This is a genomic window from Gemmatimonadota bacterium (genome assembly GCA_016712265.1).
Classification (GTDB): Bacteria; Gemmatimonadota; Gemmatimonadetes; order Gemmatimonadales; family Gemmatimonadaceae; genus RBC101.
The window spans coordinates 1,346,582-1,367,078 of the sequence record JADJRJ010000028.1 but is presented as its reverse complement, the minus strand read 5'-3'; the positions used below and the strand labels follow the sequence as shown (position 1 = coordinate 1,367,078).

The window sequence follows — 20,497 nt, the reverse complement described above, 5'->3', positions numbered from 1 at the left end:
CACCGTGGCGCCGGCGGCAAAGCCCTGCTTGAGGAATGAGCGGCGAATGAGCGGTTCCAAGGTCACCAAGGGTCGGCACGGCCGGAACGGTAGTGCCGAGTGGCCACGGGGGCCAGAGAAGAACACCGCGCATGTCCCCGCCTTGCCCGGCGCCCCCTCCCGCGCGAGCGTCGTTTGAAACGCCGTTGGCCCCGGCGCGCCGTTGGCCTACGCGCGGCGTCGACCTGTGATCGGCAACACCCCGGACATTCCCCGCACTGCCTCGAACTCCGGTGCCGGCCGACCAAAGTGGAATCCCTGCCCCCACGTACACCCCATGTCGGCCAGCAAGCGCGCCTGTCCAGCGGTCGCCACGCCCTCGGCCACCACGTCGATCCCGATCCCCGCCGCCAGGGACACCAGGCTGGCCACCAGGTGACGAGCACGCGACTCGACCTGAATCGCGCGGACGAAGGACCGGTCGACCTTGATCGCGTCCAGTGGCAGTCGATGCAGGTAGCTCAAGGAGGAGTAGCCCGTGCCGAAGTCATCGACGTGGATCTGCGTGCCCAGCGCCTTGAGGGCGGCGACAGTGTCCATCGCGACGTCCTGCCGCGTGAACAGGGTGCTCTCGGTGATTTCCAGGTGCAGGCGACCAGGTGCCACGCCCGACTCGGCGAGCGCGTCGGAGACGGCGCGGACCAGGTCTACCTGGGCAAACTCCCGCGCCGAGAGGTTGACTGCCAACGTCAGGCCACGGGGGAGGTCGGCGCGTCGTTCCCACGCGGCCAACTCGGCCATGGCATGGCGGAGTACCCATCGCCCCAGTTGCACGATCAGTCCACTGCTCTCTGCCACCGGGACGAACTCGTCAGGCATCAGCAGACCGCGGGTTGGGTGGTTCCAGCGGACGAGCGCCTCCACGCCGGTGACCGCGCCATCCCGGAACCGGACCAACGGTTGGTAGTGCAACACGAACTCGTCGCGCTCCAGTGCCTGTCGGAGCGCCGCCTCGATCTCGAGTTGCGTGAGTGCCCGTACGTGCCTGGCGCGATCATCGAGCTCGATACGCCCGCGCCCCTGGTACTTGGCGCGGAACATCGCCATGTCGGCCGACCGGAGGATCGCCTCGGGCGGCCCGTTGCCCGGCCCGGACAGGGCGAGGCCGAGACTCGCGGACGCCACCCACTCGGTGGAACCTAACGACATCGGCGTGCGGAGGGCCTCCTGCACACGCGCCGCCACCAGTGCAGGCTCGCGGGCGTCGCTCACCCGCTCGAGGAGGAGTGCGAACTCGTCACCACCCAGCCGCGCCACCAGGTCGCCCCCGCGCACGCAGTGCTCCAGCCGCCGCGCGACCTCCACCAACGCCGCATCACCCGCAGCATGTCCAAGGCTCTCATTCACCGCCCGAAAGTCGTCCAGATCGAGCAGCAACAGCGCGAAGGGCGAGTCCGCATCGCGCTGCGCGCGCGATGCCGCCTCGTGGAGTCGCTTGAGGAACGCGCTGCGGGCCGGTAGGCCCGTCAACACGTCCAGGTGCGCATCGGGGCGCCGTCCCCGCGGCGCCCGGTCCATCGCCAGCGCCTGCCACCCCAGCGCGCTCTGCGCCACGCGCGCGACGTCGACGAGCGCGGCCCGCGCAGCCTCCCCCCAGGGCCGTGGCGCTGAGACGCACGCGGCAACCAGTCCTTCCACCAGGCCATCCCCGCGGATGATCGGGGCCACCAGCAGGCCACCCACCCGCAGCTCAATGAGGGCCTCGTGGTCGATGGCGTCGTCCACCTGCAAGGCCAGTGCGACGTCCACCGCGTCCACCGCCCGGGCGAGAATCCCCGTCCGCAGGAGGATCCCGGGGTCGTGGGCCATCCAGGCGGGCGGCGATTCGCCGGCCGTAAAGCTGCGACGGTCAGACCCGAGGAGCACCACAACAAACGCGTCGCCCCCCGACACGGCCAGCCCCAGGCGCGCGAGGTGATCGAGGGTCGCCGGCAGCAGCTCTGCCGCCCCACGGACGGCAGGGCCCTCGGATCCCGAGAGCGGGGGGTCGCTAGACGTCGGTGTCAGCATGTCGGGTCCGGATCCGCGCGGCCTCCCCCCCTCCCCACCACGCGGGCGAAACCATCGCGCCGCGACCACGGAACATTACCCCCGGCGTGCTCGGCAACAAGCGACGTGGGTCACAACTCGCCAACGGCCGAGGCCGCCAGCGGTGCGGAATGGCTAAGCGCCGGCAGCGGCCGTGCAGGCAGCGCGTGCCCATCCACCAGCATCCCCATCTCGCGCGCCGTCAGGGGTTTGCTGAACAAGTATCCCTGGCCATGGGAACACCCGAGTTCCTTGAGGCGCTCATGTTGTTGTTCCAGCTCCACGCCCTCGGCGATGGTCCGCAAGGTCAGCAGGTCACCCAGGGCGATGATCGTTCGCGCGAGTGCATCCTGGTTCGGACCACGCGTCAGCCCGCTCGTGAACGAACGGTCGATCTTGAGGATGTCCACGGGGAACTGCTGCAGGTAGCTCAGCGACGAGTACCCCGTCCCGAAGTCGTCCACGGCGAGCTGGACCCCCAGGGCTTTCAGGGCGCGCAGACGCTCAAGGGCTCCCGAGCCATTCTGCATGAGGACGCTCTCCGTGATTTCGAGCACCAGGCATCTGGGGAGCAACCCCGGCCCGGCGAGCGCCCCCGCCACGTCGTCCAGCAACGTTTCGGACTGCAACTGCGCGGCCGACAGGTTTACCGTGACCGTCAGCGGCTGGGCCCGATCGACGTTCCATTGGGCGACCTGACGGCACGCCTCCACGAGAACCATGCTCCCGACCGCGATGATCATCCCGGTTTCTTCCGCGACTGGGATGAACGTGGCGGGCTGGATCGCGCCCTTGAGCGGATGCTGCCAGCGCGCGAGGGCCTCCATCCCGCTGATCCGTCCGGTCTCGAGGTCCACGATGGGTTGGTAGGCGACCCACAGCTCACGGTCGTCGATCGCCCGGCGCAGGTCGGCCTCCAGCATCACGCGATCCACGAGCGCGGTGTGCATGGATTGATCAAAAAACGCGAAACCACCGCGCGTGGATGCCTTGGCAGCATACATGGCGACGTCGGCGTTCCGGAGCAGTTCGTCCACGGTGTCCAGCTCCGCCGCGCGGGCGATGCCAATGCTGGTCGACACGCGAACCGCCTGACCTGGCGTCAGCTCGATGGCCGTCTGCAGGCTCTGCACGACGCGCTCGGCGACAATGGTCGCCTCCGCATCGGTGCGCGCATTCTCCAACAGCACGGCGAACTCATCCCCGCCGAGGCGGGCGACCGTATCACTGCCGCGCGTCGCATTGAGCAGGCGGCCGGCCACGATGCGCAACAGCGCGTCGCCCGACGCATGCCCCAGGGTGTCATTAACGTTCTTGAAGTGATCGAGGTCGAGGAACAACACGACGACGCTCGCCCGGTCGCGCACAGACCGCGCGAGCGCATGCTCCACGCGATCGCGAAACAGCGAGCGATTCGCGAGCCCCGTCAGACCGTCGTAAAACGCCTGGTGCAAGAGGCGCGCTTCGAGGGCCTTGCGCTCGGTAACATCCTCGGCGAGTGCAATGAGCCGCACGTTGCGGGCGCCACGAGCGGGCGACACCGTCACGGAGGCCCACACCTCGGTGCCATCGCCTCGCAGGAAGCGCAACTCGGCAGCGGACGACGGTTCCCCGCCACTGACAATACTGGAGACGAGCGCAGCGCCCGCCTCTCGGTGCTCCATCGGCGCGAATTCATGCACCTGCCGTCCGATCAAGTGCAGGTTGGAACCACCGACCAGGCGTGACATGGCATCGTTGGCCTCCACGATGCGGCCACCGTCATCAAGAAGGGCCACCCCAACGGCGGAATGCTCGAAGACCGCCTTGAAACGCGCCTCGAAGTCGCGTCGAGCGCCGACGGCCTGTTGCAGCGTCCGCCGGTTCCAGGAGGTGGCATAGCTGGCGACGGCGGTGCTCACGGCCAGGAACAGCACCTTGGCACCCTCATCCAGAAACGAGGTGCCGGGGGCCACCGCCGTGAGCTGGGGATCCATGTGCAGCTCAAGACGACCCGACACGACCAGGAACGCCACGACCGCCAAGTACTGCCCGATGGCCGTCAGCCCGGTCAACGTCGCGAGGTGCGGCGATCCGCTGAACGGGCGCGCTGCAAGGATGACGAAATACGCGCTGAGGATCGGCGACTTGATCGCGAGGTTGGCACTCTCGAACACCCCGTACGCCAACGCAATGGCGGACACGGCCGACACGTCGAGAATCGCGTTGATGACCCGCAACCGCGGCGTGTGCAAGGTGCGCGAATGCCACAAGAAGTGCTGCAGGATCGCCCAGAAGAGCAGCGGCGCCAGCACCAGAGAGTTGGCGGCATTGAGGTTTGCGGCCAGATACGGCGCATACACCGTCGCAGCGATCGCGAGTGCTCCGAGGATGCCGATCCGGAACGCATTCACCACCCGCTCCGCGCGCGAGTACTGCTCGCGGAGCACCGCCGTCGTATCGGCGTCGAAGTCGGGTTGGCGCGGGTCGAGGTTCGGCATGACGAGACCGGGCGAATTGCCCTATCCTCAGGGACTGCCCACCCCGCTGCGGGTCACCCGGAAAGTCCTTCCTGCGGACCACAAAATTCTTGGCGTCCGCCAATCATCCCGCTCTCCGCTACCCTCGGCCGCAACAACCCGCGGGCCTTATCTCAAGGCGGCGTCTCCCAGCAAGGCGCGAGCCCAGGCGGGGCAACAAAAAAGAGGCCGCTCACGCGGCCTCTTTGCAGTTGCCCCTCCTGGGCTCGAACCAGGACTCTTCTGATCCAGAGTCAGACGTGTTGCCAGTTACACCAAGGGGCAGTTCCGGTGAACCATTCACGGCACACGCGGCGTAAAGAAACTACCGTCACCCCCCGCCACGTGGCACCCCCCAATCCACACCCGTGATCGGTCGCTCGCCCACCGTCTGCCTCCTGGCCCTCGTCACCGCATGTGGCGATTCACTCCCCCGATGGGGCTCTGACCTCCCCAGCGCACGCCGCGGAGCCGACGAAGCGGCGGCCGCCTTCGCCTACCGTTTCACGAACGTGAGCCGGGACTCCACCTTCGCCGCGGCGCGCCCCCTGATGGGCCAATACGCCCTGGCGCCGTCGCGCCTCTTTCGAGACTCCTCGCTCTGGATGATCCGTGGCGCCCCGGACTCCTCTCAGGCCCTGTACCTCGACGCCGCCTTGCAGGGACCGACCTACCACTTCCGCGCGACCCCCAACTCCCCGTACCCCCGGAGGCTTGGCGGAGAGCGGCACTACATCCGGCTGCGAAAGGTGACCCCGTCGACGTACGAGTGGATCACGATCGTCGATCACGCGATTGGCAGCGCACCCGCAGCGGCCGTGGCCAACGGCATCCGGTACCTCCTCACAGCCTTTGAGGGCATGACGGGGCCCCAGGTCCGCGGCAACCTCGAGCGGGTGCTCCCCCTGGCCTCACGGCAGTTTGGGCGCCTGTTTCACATCGACTCCCTGCGGAGTACACCGGCCGCCGACGGCAGCACCCAGCTGACCCTCGACATCGCCTGGCAGCCAGACTCCCTGCGTCGTGAGGCTCCGTCGTTCGCGGCATGGATCGACCGCTACCTCATGCCGGCCGACTACACGGCGACCCTGGTTGACCCGCAGGGCGCCCGCTACCTCTCCCTCGTCGGCACTCCGGGTCACGTCCGCATCGTCGTCCGCGCCCGGGATCGACACTGGGTCGCCCTCGATGGGCCACCCCGCCCGCTACCCGACACCCTTCAGCTGCACGCGGACGCGTCAGTCAAGTTCAAGATCTTCCGCGTCGGCTTTCGACGGCTTGTCGGCACCATGACCTTCGAGGGCGATGCGCGCCATCGTGGCATCGCCGTGCGCTGGCAACGGGAGCCTGAATGGCGCTTTCCGTTGGCGGCCAACCAATTGATCCGGACCCCGTTGCGCACGCCCTTCGCCGGACGCGGAGTCGAGCTTCGCCTTGGTGTGCGGGACGATCTCGCGTCCCAGACCATGAGCCTCCGCCACCTCCGCCTCGTCGTTCACGAAAGCGCGATCATGCGGTGGTTGGGCGGGCTTGGGGCGACCGCTTTCGGCGAGTACGAGGGCCAAACGGAGGTCGAGGAGAATCGGTTCCTCGCGGCCTGTTTCGAGGCCCTTCGTCGCGACATCGCCGCGCTCGCCCCCTGAAACACAACTGGCCGCACGAGGGCGGCCAGTGAGGGAGCGGTGCGCCGGGAGTCGCCAAGCGCGTCGTCATTGGAACTCTACGTCCTACCGAACGACGGCTGGCTGAATCCTGCCCAGGTACCGCAAATCTATGGAGCTGAGGGGGGTCGAACCCCTGACCTCTGCATTGCGAACGCAGCGCTCTCCCAACTGAGCTACAGCCCCGATAAACCTGGAGAACGCTTCCGCTCTTATACGACGGTCGCACTCCGGCGTAACAAACCGGCCCCGCACAAACCGGGCCGAGTCGATGCCGAAACCTAGTGGAGCCATTCCTCGTGTCAACCGCCGGCCATGCAACCCTTGGAACCACATGCACTTGGCTCCCTGTTCATACGCTAGATACCAGCGAAGCCACCGGAAAGTTCCGCCGACCGCGAAATGAGACCCGACGCCCCCCTGCCACTAGAGCACCCGTATGTCCGCGCCCAAATCTCCCGACGGGGGGTGCGACTCAACAACCACAGAACGCGGTCTGACGGGGAATACGTCGTCTACTGGATGCAGGCCACGCACCGCCTTCAAGAGAACTGGGCACTCCGCTTCGCCACCCTCCAGGCGGACCGTCTGGGCCTACCGCTCATCGTGCACCAGGGGCTGGACCCCACCTATCCGCACGCGAACGACCGCATTCACCACTTCATCCTCTCCAACGCCGCGGAACTGGCGGTCGCCGCGCGTTCGCAGGGCCTCACCTATCGATTCGTCCTGCGCCATGATCGCGCGGACAATCCTCGAGTCGTCGACGCCCTGGCCGCTCGCGCGGCGCTCGTGGTCACCGACCTCTTCCCAACGGCCGGCATCGCCGAGCGGAATGCCCGCGTGGCACAGCGCGTGGACTGCCGGATGGTCGCCATCGAGTCGTATGCCATTGTGCCGTCCGGGATCTTCGAGAAGGAGGAATACGCGGCGCGCACCATCCGACCGCGGTTGCTCCCCTGGCTCACACACGCGCTGCAGCGCGTCGAAGATCGCCCCCCCCGTGTCCGGGCCCGGGAGGATCTGGTCCGCTCCCTGCCCGGTGCGGCCGTGGATTTCGCCTCCCTCGACATCGCGGGCGAGGTGGCACGCTGCGACATCGACCACACCGTCCCTGCCGCCGCGCTCACCAGCGGACTGTCCGCCGCGCGAGCGCGCCTTCTGGCCTTTTGTCGCGACACCCTGCCACAATACAGTCGGCGGCGCGTCGACCCTAACGACGACGTCGGATCCAGCCGCCTCTCCCCGTACCTGCATTTCGGCCAGATCGCGGCCGCCGAAGTGGCGCGGACGGCGCTGGAAGCGGGGCCGGCCGATCAGGTCGATGCCTTCCTGAACGAACTGGTGGTCTGGCGCGAACTGGCCCTCAACTTCTGCCTGCGCAATCCGCGCTACGCCTCGCTCGATGCGCTCCCACCATGGGTCCACAAGACGATGGCCGACCATGCTGCCGATCCCCGCGACGGCAGCTACTCGCTCGCCAGGTTCGAGTCCGCAACGACGCACGACCCCCTGTGGAACGCCGCACAGCACGAGCTCATGCAGACCGGCATGATGCACAACGTGGTGCGAATGTTATGGGGCAAGCACTTCCTGGCCTGGGCGCCCAGCTACAGCCAGGGACTGGCCTGGGCACTCCACCTTAACAACAAATACGGCCTCGACGGACGAGACCCCGGCAGCTATGCCGGGGTCCAGTGGTGCTTCGGGAAGTTCGACCGGCCGTTCTACAATCGCCCGGTCTTCGGGCTGATCCGTCCCATGTCCCTCACACGGGCACGAGAGAAATGGGACGTGGACCAATACGTGGCGCGGTGGACGCCCCCGGCAGACTAATCTCTCGGTGTAGGCGCCAGGGGGCGATCGGCCTCGGCCATCCGCTCACCGTACCGCGGCGGCGGCGCCACGTCATCGTGCACCTCCGTGCCGTGTGCCATTCCAGCGGCCCGCTCCACAAAGCGGCGCGGCGCCGTCCCGTTCAGCCGCAGCTCGGCGGTCAGGCGGCTCCTGGCCTCGCCCCCCTCGCGACCGATCATCGACATATGATCGCGGTTCCGGCTGATCACCACACCGCCCTTGTGACCGGCCTGCCTGGCCTCTTCCTTCGACCACTCGTGTGCGGTGCCCTTGGCGTGGGCGGCACGCCCCCCCTTGCTCGCGATTTCACGCTGGCGCTCCGGGTCCATCGACGCGAACCCGCGCTTGCTCTTCTCCGTCATGGCGACTGCCTCCTGGTGCGCCGAATGTGGGTCGCGCCCACGCCGGCCTCAGCGATGTGCGTCACACTTCACGGCGGGGGACCGCTGTTACAGGGCCGCTATATTCCCGCGCCATGCCGCTCATCGTCCGATTCCTTGGGACCTCGGCGTCGCGTCCCACGGTCGAACGCGGCGTCACGTCCATCGCCGTCGAACGGGAGGGCGAGACCCTGCTCGTGGATTGCGGCGAGGGGACGCAGCGCCAGATGATGCGCTACGGTGTCTCGTTCTCCCTCAACGACATCTTCTTCTCGCACTTCCACGCCGACCACTTTCTGGGGATCGCGGGACTCATGCGCACCCTGGCCCTGCAGGGCCGGGTCGAGCCGCTTCGATGCTGGGGCCCCAGAGGGGCGGAACGGGTGCTACAGCGTTGCGAGACGCTCGGCGCCGATCGGCTGACCTATCCGCTCGAGATCACCGAGGTTGAGCCGGGAGCGGTGTTGCCGCGCGGCGACTACGAGATGCGCGCCGTCCAGGCCCGCCACCGGGGGGCAGTGGCGATCAGCTGGGCCTTGGTCGAGCACGATCGTCTGGGGCGCTTCGACCCCGACACCGCACGCGCGATGGGCATTCCAGAGGGGCCACTCTGGGGGCGTATCCACAAGGGGCAAGCCATCACGCTCGATGACGGACGCGTGGTCGAGCCCGCCATGCTGGTTGGTCCCACGCGGCCGGGGCGACGGGTGGTGATTACAGGCGATACCCGGCCTTGCGACGAGACCGTTGAGGCCGCCCATCGAGCGGACCTGCTGGTCCATGAGTCCACCTTCGGAGACGAAGAAGCGGCTCGAGCAGGGGAAACCGGGCATAGCACGGCCCGGGAAGCGGCCGGTGTCGCACGCGACGCCGAGGTCCGTCGCCTGGTCTTGACGCACCTCTCCGCGCGGTACACGCGGGACACCTCCGACCTCGAACGGGAGGCGCGTGAAGTGTTCCCGGTGGTTCAGGTCGCGCGCGACGGCATGGAGATCGACGTTCCGTTCCCGGACGCGACGTAGGAGTCGCTGTTACGACGCGATGAACGTCGGCCGATCGGTGCTGATCGGCATGGAACGGCGGAAGATGCGCGACAAGGCGCGATCATCCAGCGCGCCGGTCACCGCGCCGGTGGACAGCACGGAGCTCGGGTCCATGGCCCCGGCGTCCCGCGCGTTGACCCACGCGTAACGATTGAGGCGCGCGGTTTCGCCGGTTGGGTGATGGAAGATCACCATCGCGCTGCTGTGCGAGGGCATGGCGACCTCGACACCCCACCAGGTGCCGTCGGGACCGCGAAAGGGCTTCTTCATGGCTCGCGTTCGGGAGGAGCGTTCGACGCGAGGAGGGTCTCCACCGGCTGGCGCCCGGCGAACCCCGCGTCCACTTCGTGCCAGTGCTGTACCGCCGTCTCACCGAATTTCCAGCACCACATCACCGGATGACCGTCGATTTCGCCAGGGAAATCGACCAAGCCCAGCTCGAACCCCTTGAACTCCACGCCGAGGTTGGCGAGTTCGGACTGGAACCCCTGGATGTCGGTAGCGAGGACCTGTGCCCGGCGCTGGTGCGCCTCCGCTTCCGGCGACGGTCGGTCGACGCGTGCATTCGCAGTCGCCACCTCAAACGCCTCGACGGCCTGCTGCCACTGTCGATAGTGGTCCAGAATATCACCGACGATCCGGCTCACCAGGGGGAGCATTCGGTTCGCGAGGTCGAGCGAGAAACGGGACGTCATGTGCTGAAGGGTGGCGAGTCGACTGCTCTGATTCAACCCCACCGGTCAGCCGCTCGCCAGCGCATGCTCGCGCCGCTTCGCCGCCAGGTCGTACATGTGGCGGTCTTCGGCCGTCTCCACCTTGAGGGGCGGCACCGCGGCAGGTTGGCCGTGTTCATCGAGATGCACGAAGGTGAGCCAGCACTCGTTGGTGTGCCGCCGCACGCCGGTGCTCATGTTCTCCGCATAGACCTGCGCGACAACGGCCATCGACGTCCGACCGACGAAAACGACCCGCGACCGAATCTCGACCAACTCCCCTACGCGAATGGGCTCCTTGAACAGGATCCGATCAATCGAGAGGGTCGTGACCTGCCCGCCGGAGTGCCGCATCGCGGCGAGGGCGGCACAGCGATCGACCATGCCCATGATGATGCCGCCAAAGACGGACGGCTGCTTCAGTCCGTTGGCCTGGTGCGGCATCATGAGGTCGGCGACAATCGCCTCGGAGTCGCGTGGCGTGCGTGTGGCCGTCGGAGAACTCATGCGGAACCCGGGAGGCGGGAGGAAGACGGGCGTGGGGATGCGGCCGGAGCGACCACCGCGTCGCTGGCCCACTGGGCAAACGCCCGGCGCAGGGCCTGGCGCCAGCTGTGGTCCGCGACCGACGAGGACAACCGATAGAGTCGGCGCACGGGCATGGGAACTTCAGTAATCGCGTGTGAGCTGCCGTTCACCACGAGGGTCAGGACGGCCGCGGCGCGATCCGCCCGGGCGGTGGCCACGAGGGTCCACGACGTGTCGCGCCACTCCAGCCGAGTGGAGTCAAACGACGCGGGGCGCGTATCACGGTAGGCGCGATACCAGCCTGTGGGCTGGAGGGGCACGTCTCCCACCGGGAGCACGTACCCTGCCGTGCTGGCGCCCTGCCCGACCGCGAAAAACGAGGCGACCGCCGACGAGTCGACGTCGACGAGCTCGAACGAGGTCGGGTCGAAGCGAAAGGCACCCACGACCTCGCGCGCCCGCGCCGCCCGAGCATCCGTCGCCCGCTGCACCGAGTCACGGGCCTCGCGGAACAGCCGCTCCCCCGCCGCGAGGGCCGTCGGCACCGTGGCTGAATCCGTGAGATCCGCAAGGGACACGACGCGGCCCGAGCGAAGGTCGAGCACTCGCCGCAGCGACCGGTGGGTATGCGCCTCCGGGGCGGCATCCACATCCAGGTGGAACTCGATGTTCAGGTACGGCCCCACCGCGTCGAGCAGCTCGGTGTCGGTCGTCGCCTGGGTGGTGCTGTCGTCCAGCAGTTCGTCATCAGGGCCCAGCGGGCGTTCGCCAGGGTGCCGCTGGTGGTAGCGGGCGGCGATGGCGGCGACCTCGGGATCCTCCCACACCAGCGTGGAGTCTCCCGAGAGGAGGTCCCGCCGATACACCGCCTGGCTGACAAACAGCGCCCGAGGGAACGAATAGTCGCGATCAACGATGTAGAGCTCCTCAAAGCGGCCGTCGAGCCGCGCGAGGAGAATGGGCGCCCGATGCACCTCGAATCCTCGCGCCCCATGTTCGACGAGGAACGTCGAATCGCCGGCGGCGAGGACAAAGGCCGCATCGAGGGGGGGAACCCGCTCCGGCGTTGGCGCACACGCCGTGACGAGCCCGACGACGAGGAGGAACCGCATGGCGCGTAAGATACGCGGGCCGCGCCGCGCGCCCTACACCGTGCGCACGGCGTCAATCAGGCGGTCGACCTCGTCCTCCGTGGTGTAACACGCGCAGCCGGCGCGCACGACCCCGGTCTCGGAGCAGCCCAGACGCTCGATCACCGTGGTCGCGTAAAAATCGCCGTCCGAGAGGAAAAGTCCTCGCGTGACGAGCTTCCGGGCCAGGTCTGTGGGATGCACGCCCTCTTTCACGAACGACAAGGTGGGTGTTCGTGGTCCCGTCCCAGGTACTTGGCCGTACAGGGTAACGCCCGGCACGGCGGCGAGCCCCCGCCACAAGCGATCGATGAGTGCATCACCGCGCCGATGGAGCTCCGTCATGGCGGAGACAAGTCGCTCGCGCCGCGAGGCGCCGTCTCCCACGGCGGCGATGAAATCGATGGCGGCGCCGATGCCGACGATCCCTTCGTGGTTCTGCGTCCCCGTCTCCAGGCGTTCCGGCGCCTCGTCGGGTGCCGGGATGAGCTTGGGGACGTCCAGCGATTGCAGCAGGGACGCGCGGCCGTAGAGGATCCCAGCATGCGGACCGTAGAACTTGTACGACGAACAGGCGAGGAAGTCGCAGTCCCAGGCGCGGACGTCAACGACGCCATGCGCCGCGAAGTGCACCGCATCGACGAACGTGAGCGCACCCACGTGGCGCGCCAACGCGGTTGCCCGCGGGATGTCGTTGATCGTGCCTAACGCGTTCGACGCCGCACCGATCGCCAGGAGACGGGTGCGCGGGTTCACCAGGGATTCGAGATGCGCCCAGTCGAGGGTTCCGGTGTCCGCGTGCATGCGGGCGACGCGGACCGTGATCCCGCGCTCACGAGCGAGCGCCTGCCAGGGCGCCTGGTTGGCGTGGTGGTCGAGTTCGGTCACGACCACCTCGTCGCCAGCGCCCCACCCACGCCCCAGGGCACGCGAGACATGGAAGGTGATCGTGGTCATGTTGTTGCCAAAGACGACTTCGCCCGGCGCGGCATTGACGAAGTCCGCTGCGGCCTGGCGCGCCGACGCCAACAGCGCATCCGTCTCCACGCTGCTCGGATACGCCCAATGGGTGTTGGCGTTGTGGTGATACAGATAGTCGAGCATCGCCTCGCCGACATTCGTGGGCACCTGTGTACCCCCTGGGCCATCGAAGTAGGCGACCGGGAGCCCGTTGTGCTGGCGGGCAAGTGCGGGAAAGTGGGCGCGGATCTGGGCGGTGGTGAGCACGGGATGGGGCAGTAACGGGGATGAGACGGCAGACGGCAGACGGCAGACGGCGGACGGCAGACGGCAGACGGCAGACGGCAGACGGCAGACGGCAGGCCCGAAGCACTACTTGGACGCGGCCTGCCGTCAACCCCGGATCTCCACGCCGCTCCAACGTTCGATGAGCTGCACGGCCTCCACGTGATCCGCCTCCTCGCCCAACATGTCGCGTGCGACCCGGAACAGCTCCGCCACCTGCTGGGTTACCGCGGACGGGATGCGCTGCTCTCGCATGAACTCGGCGGCAATCGCCACGTCCTTCTCGAGCAGGGCCAGCTTGAACGTTCGCGGGAAGGCGCCGGTCACCACGCGCTGCGGCACCAGGTTCTCCGAGGTATTCGACCTCCCGCTGGAGGCGTTGATCACGTCGAGCGCCACGCTCGGCTTGACCCCAGCCTTCGCCAGCGCAGCGAGTCCCTCGGCGGCGGCCCAGATATGGGTGGCAAGCCAGGCGTTGTTGACGGCCTTCAGTGCGTGCCCGGCGCCAACCGGCCCCACCAGCACGATCTTCTTCCCGAACATCTGCAGCGCTGGGAGGGCACGCGCGAATGTTTCCTCGTCTCCGCCGCACATCACGGTGAGGGCTCCATTGACGGCCCCAATCACGCCGCCGCTCACCGGGGCGTCCAGGAAGGCGATGCCGCGCTCGGCCAGGCGGGCCGCGATCCGTCGCGACGACGCCGGGTCCCCGGAGGTACAGTCCACCAGGAGCGAGCCAGTCACCATCCCGGCGAGCAGCCCCTCCGGGCCGTCGAGGGTAGACTCCACCTCGCGGCTCGTGGGGAGACAGGTGATGACCACGGGCGACGCGGCGCCAGCGTCTCGCGGCGTTGGCGCCACCACGCAGCGTTCCGTCTCAGCGAATGCCGCCGCGGTCTTTGCGGTGCGATTCCAGATGGTCAGGTCACCCTTGGCAGCGACGTGTCGCGCCATGGGAGTACCAATGGCGCCGAGACCGAGAAACGAAACCTTCATGGGGACGCGGACCTCGTCGGGTGCAAGCGCCCGACCGCTGGGGTTGCCGCCTAAGGTACGTTTCCGGGCATGCCCTCGAAACCGTTCGCCCTGCCGTGATCACCACGATCCGCCTCACGGGGATGCGCACGGTGCACTGCGTGCGCGCGGTCCGCACCGCGCTGATGGCCCTGGACGGCGTGGACAGTGCAGAGGTCCATGTAGGCACCGCGGTTCTGGAACACCGCGAGTCCATCACCACGGACGCCGTCCGGGAAGCGCTTAGTGCCACCCCGTATGGGGTGGAATCGGTGACAACGAACGGTCGCACCCTGCGCGTCATTTAAGGCGCAGATGTAGTCATTTTCGTGGATGTGTCGGGTGTGGGGAGCACGCCGCTAGAGGTGGCCGGGCGGTCGGCCAGCCCCGCGCACCCCTCCCGTCGCCCCGTGCCGTCCCTGCATCTTGCATCAGCGCCCCTCAAGCCTGCCCATGCCTCAGCTCTCCATCGACGGAATCGCGACATCTGCCCCGGACGGCGCCACGATCCTCGACGCCGCCCGGGCCCTCGCGATCGACGTCCCGACGCTGTGTTGGTACCCGAAGCTCCCCACGGTCGGGAACTGCCGCATTTGCCTGGTGAGCGTCGCCGGGAATCCGAAATTGGTCCCAGCGTGCGCGACCCCGGTGGCCGAGGGGATGGTGGTGACAACCGAGTCGCTCGGCGCCATCCGGAACCGGCAGGGGGTGTTGTCGATGCTGCTGGAGCGATACCCGGTCGACGAGATCCCGGCTGGCGGGTATCGCAACGAGTTCGAGCAGCTGGTGCGGCGGTATGACGTGCCGACCACGCGGTCCCACGACCTTCCGCTGCGCACCGGCGACGAGCGCGACGGCGACCCGATCATCCAGCACGACATGTCCACCTGCATCCTCTGCACGCGCTGCGTGCGGGCGTGTGAGGACATCCAGGTGGTCGGGGTGCTGGACGTGGCGCACCGCGGCGACCATGCGCAGATCATCGTTGGGGCGGACGGCAATCCCGAGCACGCCGGATGCACCTGGTGTGGCGAGTGTGTGCGCGTCTGCCCCACGGGCGCCATCCACGACATCATCCCGATGGCGATTCGCGCGGCGGGTGGGGAGATGGTGGACCGCTCCCGCTCGAAGGACATGCCGGAGCCGGATCGCACGGTCCGCTCGGTCTGTCCGTACTGCGCGGTGGGCTGCCAGATCGACCTCCAGGTCCGCGACGAACAGGTGGTGCACGTGCGTTCGCCGTGGATCGAGGAGAACACCCCAAATCAGGGCAGCACCTGTGTGAAGGGTCGCTTCGGCACCGACTTCATCCAGCATCGCGATCGCCTGACGACCCCACTCATGCGTCGCGGCTGGTCGAAGCAAGACGGCCGTTGGGTCTTCGATCCATCGGCCCATGAGGCCGCGGGGTGGGGTCGCCGCGGCGGACCGTGGGGATGGATCCAGGACGAGGGCCGCACGAAGAAACGCGCACCGAAGACCAATCCCTTCAATCGCGCGCCAACCGGGATGGACTCGCTTGGCGACCCGCGCGACCGCGTGGCGACGCCAGCGTCATGGTACGAACCCTTCCGCGAAGCGACGTGGGAGGAGGTGATGGAGCTGACGGCCCAGGAACTCACGCGCCTGCGCGACGTCCGCGGCCCGAAGTCCCTCGCCGTGTTCCAGTCCGCCAAGTGTTCCAACGAGGAGAATTACCTCCTGCAGCGGATGTTCCGCGGGGGGCTCGGCACGAACAACGTCGACCATTGCACGCGCCTCTGCCACTCGTCGTCCGTGAGTGCCATGCAGCGGGCGATGAGCACGAGCGCCGCGTCGGGCTCGATGCGCGAGGTCGAGCACGAGGCGGACGTCATCTTCATCCTCGGCGCGAACACGACCGAGTCGCACCCGGTCTTTGGCGCGGCGATCAAGCGCGCCATCAAGCGGGGAGCCACCTTGATCGTCTGCGACCCGCGGCGCATCGAACTCGCGTCGCGCGCGCACATCCACCTGCAGGCCCTGCCCGGCACCGACGTCGCCGTGCTCAACGGGATGTTGCATCACATCCTGGCCCTGGGGCTCGAGGACGCGGACTTCATCGCGCGTCGCACCCACAAGTTCGACGCCGTCCGCGAGGCGGTGCGTCCCTACACGCCGGAGCGCGCCTCACACATCTCGGGGATCCCGGCCGACCTGATCCGGCGTGCGGCCGAAGCCTACGCCCGCGGTCCGCGGTCGTGCACGCTCTGGGCAATGGGACTCACCCAGCATCACACGGGCACCGACATCGTCACCTCGCTCCTGAACCTGCTGCTCGCGACCGGGATGATCGGGCGCTGGGGTGCCGCGATGATCCCGATTCGGGGTCAGAACAACGTGCAGGGGGCGAGCGACGTCGGGGCCATCCCGATGTTCTATACGGACTACCAGTCGGTGACGAATCCCGACGTGCGGCACCTGTTTGCGTCCACCTGGGGGGTGCCTGACGAGCGCATTCCGCTCGAGGCCGGGCTCAAGGTCACGCAGATCGTCGACGAGTCATCCCCGGTGAAAGGGATGTACATCATGGGCGAGAACCCGATCATCTCGGATCCCGAGGTCGCCCATGCCGAGCATTGGTTCCGCGACCTGGAGTTCCTCGCGGTGCAGGATCTTTTCCTCACCGAGACGGCGCGCTACGCGGACGTGGTGCTGCCGGGGTCGTCGTTCGCCGAGAAGGACGGCACCTTCGTCAACACCGAGCGCCGCATTCAGCTGTCCAAGAAGGCGGTGAACCCGCCGGGCAACGCGCGGCCCGACCTCGACATCATCATCGAGCTGTCCAATCGCATCGGCCTGCCTACGCCGTTCACGAACGCCGCCCAGGTGATGGACGAGATCGCGCGCGTCACGCCGAACTGGCGCGGAGTCAGCCACGCGCGACTCGACGGCAACGGGGGGCTACAGTACCCGGTGAATGACCACCAGCACATGGGGACGGATTTCCTGTTCGCGGATGCATTCCCGACGAAGGACGGGAAGGCGACGTTCCATCCCGTGGAGTTCCTCCCGCCGGCCGAGCTCCCGGACGAGGAGTTCCCCTACCTGCTGAATACCGGGCGCCAGATGTACCACTGGCACACGGGCACGATGACGCGTCGCTCGTTTGCCCTGGACGCAAGGGAATCGACGCCGATCGTCGAGCTGAATCCGGCCGACGCGGCAGAAATGGGCGTCGCCGATGGGGAAACGGTCCAGGTCGCCTCGCGCCGTGGGACGATCCTGATTTCCGTCCGCCTGTCGGAACGTGTGGCCCGCAAGCAGGTATTCATCCCCATGCACTATCGCGAAGCGGCCGCGAACCTGTTGACCAACCCGGCGCTGGATCCGTATGCGCACATTCCGGAGTTCAAGGTGTGCGCCGTCTCGGTGGCCCCGGTGGCGGCGCCGGTTGCCGGCGACTAGGGCGGCATGAGAACCCTCGCCGTCCTCGCGTGGTGTGGCGCCCTCGCGGGCTGCCGCGTCAGCACCGGGACGGCGGGTGAGCTTGTCCTGACGGTGACCGCGACGCAGTCGACCATCCGTGCCGGGCAGACGTTGAATGTCACCGTGACCGCGATCAACGCCGGGGATGCGGCGGTGACGTTCTTCAGCCCGGACTGCGCCTTCCCCATCGAGGTCCGCGATGCCCGCGGCGCGGTTGTGCCGCACCCAGTGGGAATCATCTGTGCCGCCGTCCTCACCGGGCCGCGCACTCTCGGCCCCGGCGCGCGCACGACCTTTGGAACAGTGTGGATCACGCGGGAGACGCCGCAGCAGGCGAACGTGGCGCCCGGCGTCTACGAACTGCGCCCGGCGAACTTCCATGTCAGGGGAGCGAACGTCACGCATCACTACACCTCCGTAACAGTCACGAGTTGATCGTCCCGGGAGGCCGTCATGATGAGATGGGTCGCGACTGGAGTGCTCTTGGCCTCGGCCGTCGGGTGCCGATCCGTCAACGGCGCGGAGGAGCCGGTCATCCGGGTTGAAGTGATCCTCTCGCAGACAACGGTCGCGCACGGTCAGCCCGTAGGCGTTGCGATCCGGATCACAAATCCCTCGGATCACGAGGTGTTCCTCGAAGGTTGCCAGGGGTCGTTCTATAGGGTGCACGACGCCGCCGGAAGGATGGTCTATCCCTTCCCCAGCAACGGCGTCGTTGGGACCTGCCTCGGACAAGCCGAGCCGCTCGCGTCCGGCGCCAACACGACCAAGCGCCTCGCCTGGGCCACCCACCGGGTGTCGCCCACGGAGACAAATGGTGTCGTGACCTTCGTGGATCCGGGTGTGTACGAGGTGCGTGCAGCGGTTCGACAGACCCTGGCGACTCGCGATGCCGAGGCCACACCGCAACGGGTCACGATTCTCCCGCCGACGGGGTAGCAATCCAGCGCCCCGCGTCCAGATTGGGAGCGTTCGCACCTCACAACGCATGGATCTCGGACTTACGCACAAGGTCGCCCTCGTCACGGGGGCATCGTCAGGACTCGGCCTCGCGATCGCCCGCGAGCTCGCCCACGAGGGCGCTCGCGTCGCGATGGTCGCCCGCCGCGCGGAACTCCTTACCACCGAGGCAGCATCGATCAACAAGGTCGGCCGCGGCCAGGCAGTTGCCGTGGCGGGAGACGTCTCCAATCGCGACGAGATCGTGCGAGTAGTCCACGAGGTCGAACGGTCGATGGGGTCGGTCGACATCCTCGTGGCGAATGCGGGCGGCCCCCCATCCACGACGTTCGACAGCACCTCGGACGATCAATACCTCGCTGCGATCAACCTGAACTTGCTGAGCTCCATTCGCCTGGCCCACGCGTGCGTGCCCGGGATGCGGTCGCGCAAATGGGGTCGCGTCTTGTTCCTGACCTCGATGGCGGCCAAACAGCCGGTACCCGGGCTCCTACTCTCCAACACGGCGCGCTCAGGGCTCCTCGGCTTCGCCAAGACCCTCGCCAGCGAGGTGGCGAAGGATGGGGTGCTGGTGAACACGGTCATGCCCGGTCATTTCGACACCGACCGTGCCATCGAACTCGCGCGCATGCGCTCCGAACGCGAGGGGAAGCCGATCGAGGACGTGCTCAAGGCGCGGACCGCGGGGATTCCGCTCGGACGGTCAGGCGACCCCAGGGAGTTCGCCGCGATGGTCGCATTCCTTGCGAGCGAGCGGGCGAGCTTCGTGACGGGCGCGGCCATCCAGGTGGACGGGGGACAGATCGGCGGGCTGGTCTGAGCCGGCGGTCGCTCCCGGGACTGCGCAAGAGCTACCCCGACGGGTGACGCCGGGTCAACTTTGTGGCCGCTCGCCACATCCGCCTGCCCCACCGCCGTCACCACTGTGAAAGCTCTCGTCAAGGAAGCCGCCGCACCCGGGTTCGTCCTTCGCGACGTCCCCGTCCCGAAGATCCTCGACAACGAAGTCCTGATTCGCGTCCGGGCCGCCGGCGTCTGCGGAACGGACGTCCACATCTTCGAGTGGGATGACTGGGCGGCGGGCCGCTGCAAGCCGCCGTTCACCGTGGGCCATGAGTTCGCTGGCGAGGTCGCCGAGGTTGGGAAGCTGGTGACCGACGTGAAGGTGGGCGACCGCGTGACGGCCGAGGGCCACATCGTCTGCGGCCGCTGCCACCTCTGTCGCACGGGGAACGCCCACGTCTGCCCCAACACGAAGATCATCGGCGTGGACCGCAACGGGTGTTTTGCCGAATACATCGCGATGCCAGCCACCAACGTCTGGCACCTGGACGACAACATCCCGTTTGCCATTGGCGGGATCCACGATCCCATGGGGAATGCCTTCCACACGGCCCTGCATGGGACCGAGATCCCCGGGGCGACGGTGCTCGTCACCGGGTGCGGCCCGATCGGGATCTTCGCGGTCGGGATCTGCGTGGCCGCGGGTGCGTCGCGCGTGATTGCGAGCGACGTGAACCCGCGCCGCCTTGAGCTCGCCCGCCAAATGGGCGCACACGACGCCGTGCATCCGTCGAAACTCACGGCGACCGTGGACCGGGCCACCGACGGGCTTGGCGTCGACGTCGTCCTGGAAATGAGTGGCGTGCCTGCGGCGATCCACCAGGCCTTCGCCGAAGTGCGGGATGGAGGCCGCGTGCAGATGCTCGGCATCCCCTCCAAGCCCCTCGAGATCAACCTGGCCACCGAGGTGATCTTCAACGGGATCACGATCTATGGTGTGGTCGGCCGCCGGATGTACGACACTTGGATCCAGATGACGCAGTTCCTGCGCTCGGGCAAGTTCGACCCGACGCCGGTGATCACGCACCGCTTTCCGCTGGAGGGCTTCAACGAAGCCATGGGCGTGATCAAGAGCGGGGAAGCCGGCAAGGTCATCTTCGAGGTGGGTTAA

At 67.7% G+C, this 20,497-nt stretch carries 18 protein-coding genes and 2 tRNA genes; 9 read left to right on the top strand and 11 right to left on the bottom strand.

The features are described from left to right. Positions 1-207 precede the first annotated feature (207 nt). The 3 genes from IPK85_12665 to IPK85_12655 form a co-directional block, all read right to left on the bottom strand. A complete protein-coding gene (locus IPK85_12665) occupies positions 208-2,049 on the bottom strand; it encodes an EAL domain-containing protein (protein ID MBK8248240.1) in 1,842 nt (613 codons plus the stop codon). Between the two features lie 110 nt (positions 2,050-2,159). Further along, positions 2,160-4,547: an EAL domain-containing protein gene (locus tag IPK85_12660; protein MBK8248239.1), complete on the bottom strand. Its 2,388-nt coding sequence runs from the start codon at positions 4,545-4,547 to the stop codon at positions 2,160-2,162. 230 nt (positions 4,548-4,777) lie between these two features. Further along, positions 4,778-4,850, bottom strand: a tRNA-Gln gene (locus IPK85_12655). A gap of 83 nt (positions 4,851-4,933) precedes the next feature. On the opposite strand from IPK85_12655, the gene IPK85_12650 reads away from it, so the two are divergent. Next, the gene (locus tag IPK85_12650; protein MBK8248238.1) at positions 4,934-6,208 is read left to right on the top strand and encodes a hypothetical protein; all 1,275 of its coding nucleotides are present in this window, start codon (positions 4,934-4,936) and stop codon (positions 6,206-6,208) included. Between the two features lie 131 nt (positions 6,209-6,339). On the opposite strand, the gene IPK85_12645 is transcribed toward IPK85_12650, so the two are convergent. Further along, positions 6,340-6,412 (bottom strand) — tRNA-Ala (locus tag IPK85_12645). A 336-nt stretch (positions 6,413-6,748) separates the two neighbouring features. Between IPK85_12645 and IPK85_12640 the strand changes: the two genes are divergently transcribed. Then, positions 6,749-8,062, top strand: a complete 1,314-nt coding sequence (locus tag IPK85_12640) for a deoxyribodipyrimidine photo-lyase (protein ID MBK8248237.1) — start codon at positions 6,749-6,751, stop codon at positions 8,060-8,062. Here the strand turns inward: IPK85_12640 and IPK85_12635 are convergent. Then, positions 8,059-8,445, bottom strand: coding sequence for a hypothetical protein (locus IPK85_12635; protein MBK8248236.1), 387 nt, complete (start codon positions 8,443-8,445; stop codon positions 8,059-8,061). The two genes, IPK85_12640 and IPK85_12635, sit on opposite strands and share 4 nt — an antisense overlap. Positions 8,446-8,558: 113 nt before the next feature. On the opposite strand from IPK85_12635, the gene rnz reads away from it, so the two are divergent. Then, complete coding sequence (gene rnz, locus IPK85_12630; protein ID MBK8248235.1) at positions 8,559-9,485, top strand: ribonuclease Z; 927 nt, start codon at positions 8,559-8,561, stop codon at positions 9,483-9,485. A gap of 9 nt (positions 9,486-9,494) precedes the next feature. Here the strand turns inward: rnz and IPK85_12625 are convergent, their stop codons facing one another. The 6 genes from IPK85_12625 to IPK85_12600 all read right to left on the bottom strand — a co-directional run bounded on the left by IPK85_12625 (position 9,495) and on the right by IPK85_12600 (position 14,118). Then, positions 9,495-9,776, bottom strand: coding sequence for a hypothetical protein (locus tag IPK85_12625; GenBank protein ID MBK8248234.1), 282 nt, complete (start codon positions 9,774-9,776; stop codon positions 9,495-9,497). Then, on the bottom strand, positions 9,773-10,201 hold the full coding sequence (locus tag IPK85_12620; GenBank protein ID MBK8248233.1) for a DUF2203 domain-containing protein: 429 nt from the start codon (positions 10,199-10,201) through the stop codon (positions 9,773-9,775). Before IPK85_12620 ends, IPK85_12625 begins: the two co-directional genes overlap by 4 nt. Before the next feature lie 45 nt (positions 10,202-10,246). Next, the gene (locus IPK85_12615; protein ID MBK8248232.1) at positions 10,247-10,726 is read right to left on the bottom strand and encodes an acyl-CoA thioesterase; all 480 of its coding nucleotides are present in this window, start codon (positions 10,724-10,726) and stop codon (positions 10,247-10,249) included. Then, entirely contained in the window at positions 10,723-11,859 is a 1,137-nt protein-coding gene (locus IPK85_12610) for a hypothetical protein (protein ID MBK8248231.1), read from the bottom strand. The genes IPK85_12615 and IPK85_12610 overlap by 4 nt, the downstream gene beginning before the upstream one ends. A 33-nt stretch (positions 11,860-11,892) precedes the next feature. Next, positions 11,893-13,104: a cysteine desulfurase-like protein gene (locus IPK85_12605; GenBank protein MBK8248230.1), complete on the bottom strand. Its 1,212-nt coding sequence runs from the start codon at positions 13,102-13,104 to the stop codon at positions 11,893-11,895. Between the two features lie 126 nt (positions 13,105-13,230). Next, complete coding sequence (locus IPK85_12600; protein ID MBK8248229.1) at positions 13,231-14,118, bottom strand: NAD(P)-dependent oxidoreductase; 888 nt, start codon at positions 14,116-14,118, stop codon at positions 13,231-13,233. 95 nt (positions 14,119-14,213) lie between these two features. On the opposite strand from IPK85_12600, the gene IPK85_12595 reads away from it, so the two are divergent. From IPK85_12595 to tdh, 6 genes are all read left to right on the top strand, one after another. Beyond that, positions 14,214-14,444 (top strand): heavy-metal-associated domain-containing protein, encoded by a 231-nt coding sequence (locus tag IPK85_12595; GenBank protein ID MBK8248228.1) that lies wholly within the window; start codon positions 14,214-14,216, stop codon positions 14,442-14,444. A gap of 145 nt (positions 14,445-14,589) precedes the next feature. Next, entirely contained in the window at positions 14,590-17,562 is a 2,973-nt protein-coding gene (gene fdhF, locus IPK85_12590) for a formate dehydrogenase subunit alpha (GenBank protein MBK8248227.1), read from the top strand. Positions 17,563-17,568: 6 nt separating this feature from the next. After that, positions 17,569-18,018 carry a hypothetical protein gene (locus IPK85_12585; protein ID MBK8248226.1) on the top strand — a complete coding sequence of 150 codons (450 nt, stop codon included), beginning with the start codon at positions 17,569-17,571 and terminating at the stop codon, positions 18,016-18,018. A gap of 18 nt (positions 18,019-18,036) precedes the next feature. Continuing rightward, positions 18,037-18,522 (top strand): hypothetical protein, encoded by a 486-nt coding sequence (locus IPK85_12580; GenBank protein ID MBK8248225.1) that lies wholly within the window; start codon positions 18,037-18,039, stop codon positions 18,520-18,522. Between the two features lie 49 nt (positions 18,523-18,571). Beyond that, positions 18,572-19,363 (top strand): SDR family oxidoreductase, encoded by a 792-nt coding sequence (locus IPK85_12575; protein MBK8248224.1) that lies wholly within the window; start codon positions 18,572-18,574, stop codon positions 19,361-19,363. Positions 19,364-19,468: 105 nt separating this feature from the next. Then, positions 19,469-20,497 carry an L-threonine 3-dehydrogenase gene (gene tdh, locus IPK85_12570; GenBank protein MBK8248223.1) on the top strand — a complete coding sequence of 343 codons (1,029 nt, stop codon included), beginning with the start codon at positions 19,469-19,471 and terminating at the stop codon, positions 20,495-20,497.

What these genes read in the sequence shown, in the direction of transcription:
- IPK85_12580 (MBK8248225.1), top strand. Translation starts at nt 18,037, where the DNA reads ATGATGAGATGGGTCGCGACTGGAGTGCTCTTGGCCTCGGCCGTCGGG.
- IPK85_12625 (MBK8248234.1), bottom strand. Translation starts at nt 9,776, where the DNA reads ATGAAGAAGCCCTTTCGCGGTCCCGACGGCACCTGGTGGGGTGTCGAG.
- IPK85_12660 (MBK8248239.1), bottom strand. Translation starts at nt 4,547, where the DNA reads ATGCCGAACCTCGACCCGCGCCAACCCGACTTCGACGCCGATACGACG.
- rnz (MBK8248235.1), top strand. Translation starts at nt 8,559, where the DNA reads ATGCCGCTCATCGTCCGATTCCTTGGGACCTCGGCGTCGCGTCCCACG.
- fdhF (MBK8248227.1), top strand. Translation starts at nt 14,590, where the DNA reads ATGCCTCAGCTCTCCATCGACGGAATCGCGACATCTGCCCCGGACGGC.
- IPK85_12635 (MBK8248236.1), bottom strand. Translation starts at nt 8,445, where the DNA reads ATGACGGAGAAGAGCAAGCGCGGGTTCGCGTCGATGGACCCGGAGCGC.
- IPK85_12610 (MBK8248231.1), bottom strand. Translation starts at nt 11,859, where the DNA reads ATGCGGTTCCTCCTCGTCGTCGGGCTCGTCACGGCGTGTGCGCCAACG.
- IPK85_12615 (MBK8248232.1), bottom strand. Translation starts at nt 10,726, where the DNA reads ATGAGTTCTCCGACGGCCACACGCACGCCACGCGACTCCGAGGCGATT.
- IPK85_12600 (MBK8248229.1), bottom strand. Translation starts at nt 14,118, where the DNA reads ATGAAGGTTTCGTTTCTCGGTCTCGGCGCCATTGGTACTCCCATGGCG.
- IPK85_12575 (MBK8248224.1), top strand. Translation starts at nt 18,572, where the DNA reads ATGGATCTCGGACTTACGCACAAGGTCGCCCTCGTCACGGGGGCATCG.
- IPK85_12585 (MBK8248226.1), top strand. Translation starts at nt 17,569, where the DNA reads ATGAGAACCCTCGCCGTCCTCGCGTGGTGTGGCGCCCTCGCGGGCTGC.
- IPK85_12665 (MBK8248240.1), bottom strand. Translation starts at nt 2,049, where the DNA reads ATGCTGACACCGACGTCTAGCGACCCCCCGCTCTCGGGATCCGAGGGC.
- IPK85_12640 (MBK8248237.1), top strand. Translation starts at nt 6,749, where the DNA reads ATGCAGGCCACGCACCGCCTTCAAGAGAACTGGGCACTCCGCTTCGCC.
- IPK85_12620 (MBK8248233.1), bottom strand. Translation starts at nt 10,201, where the DNA reads ATGACGTCCCGTTTCTCGCTCGACCTCGCGAACCGAATGCTCCCCCTG.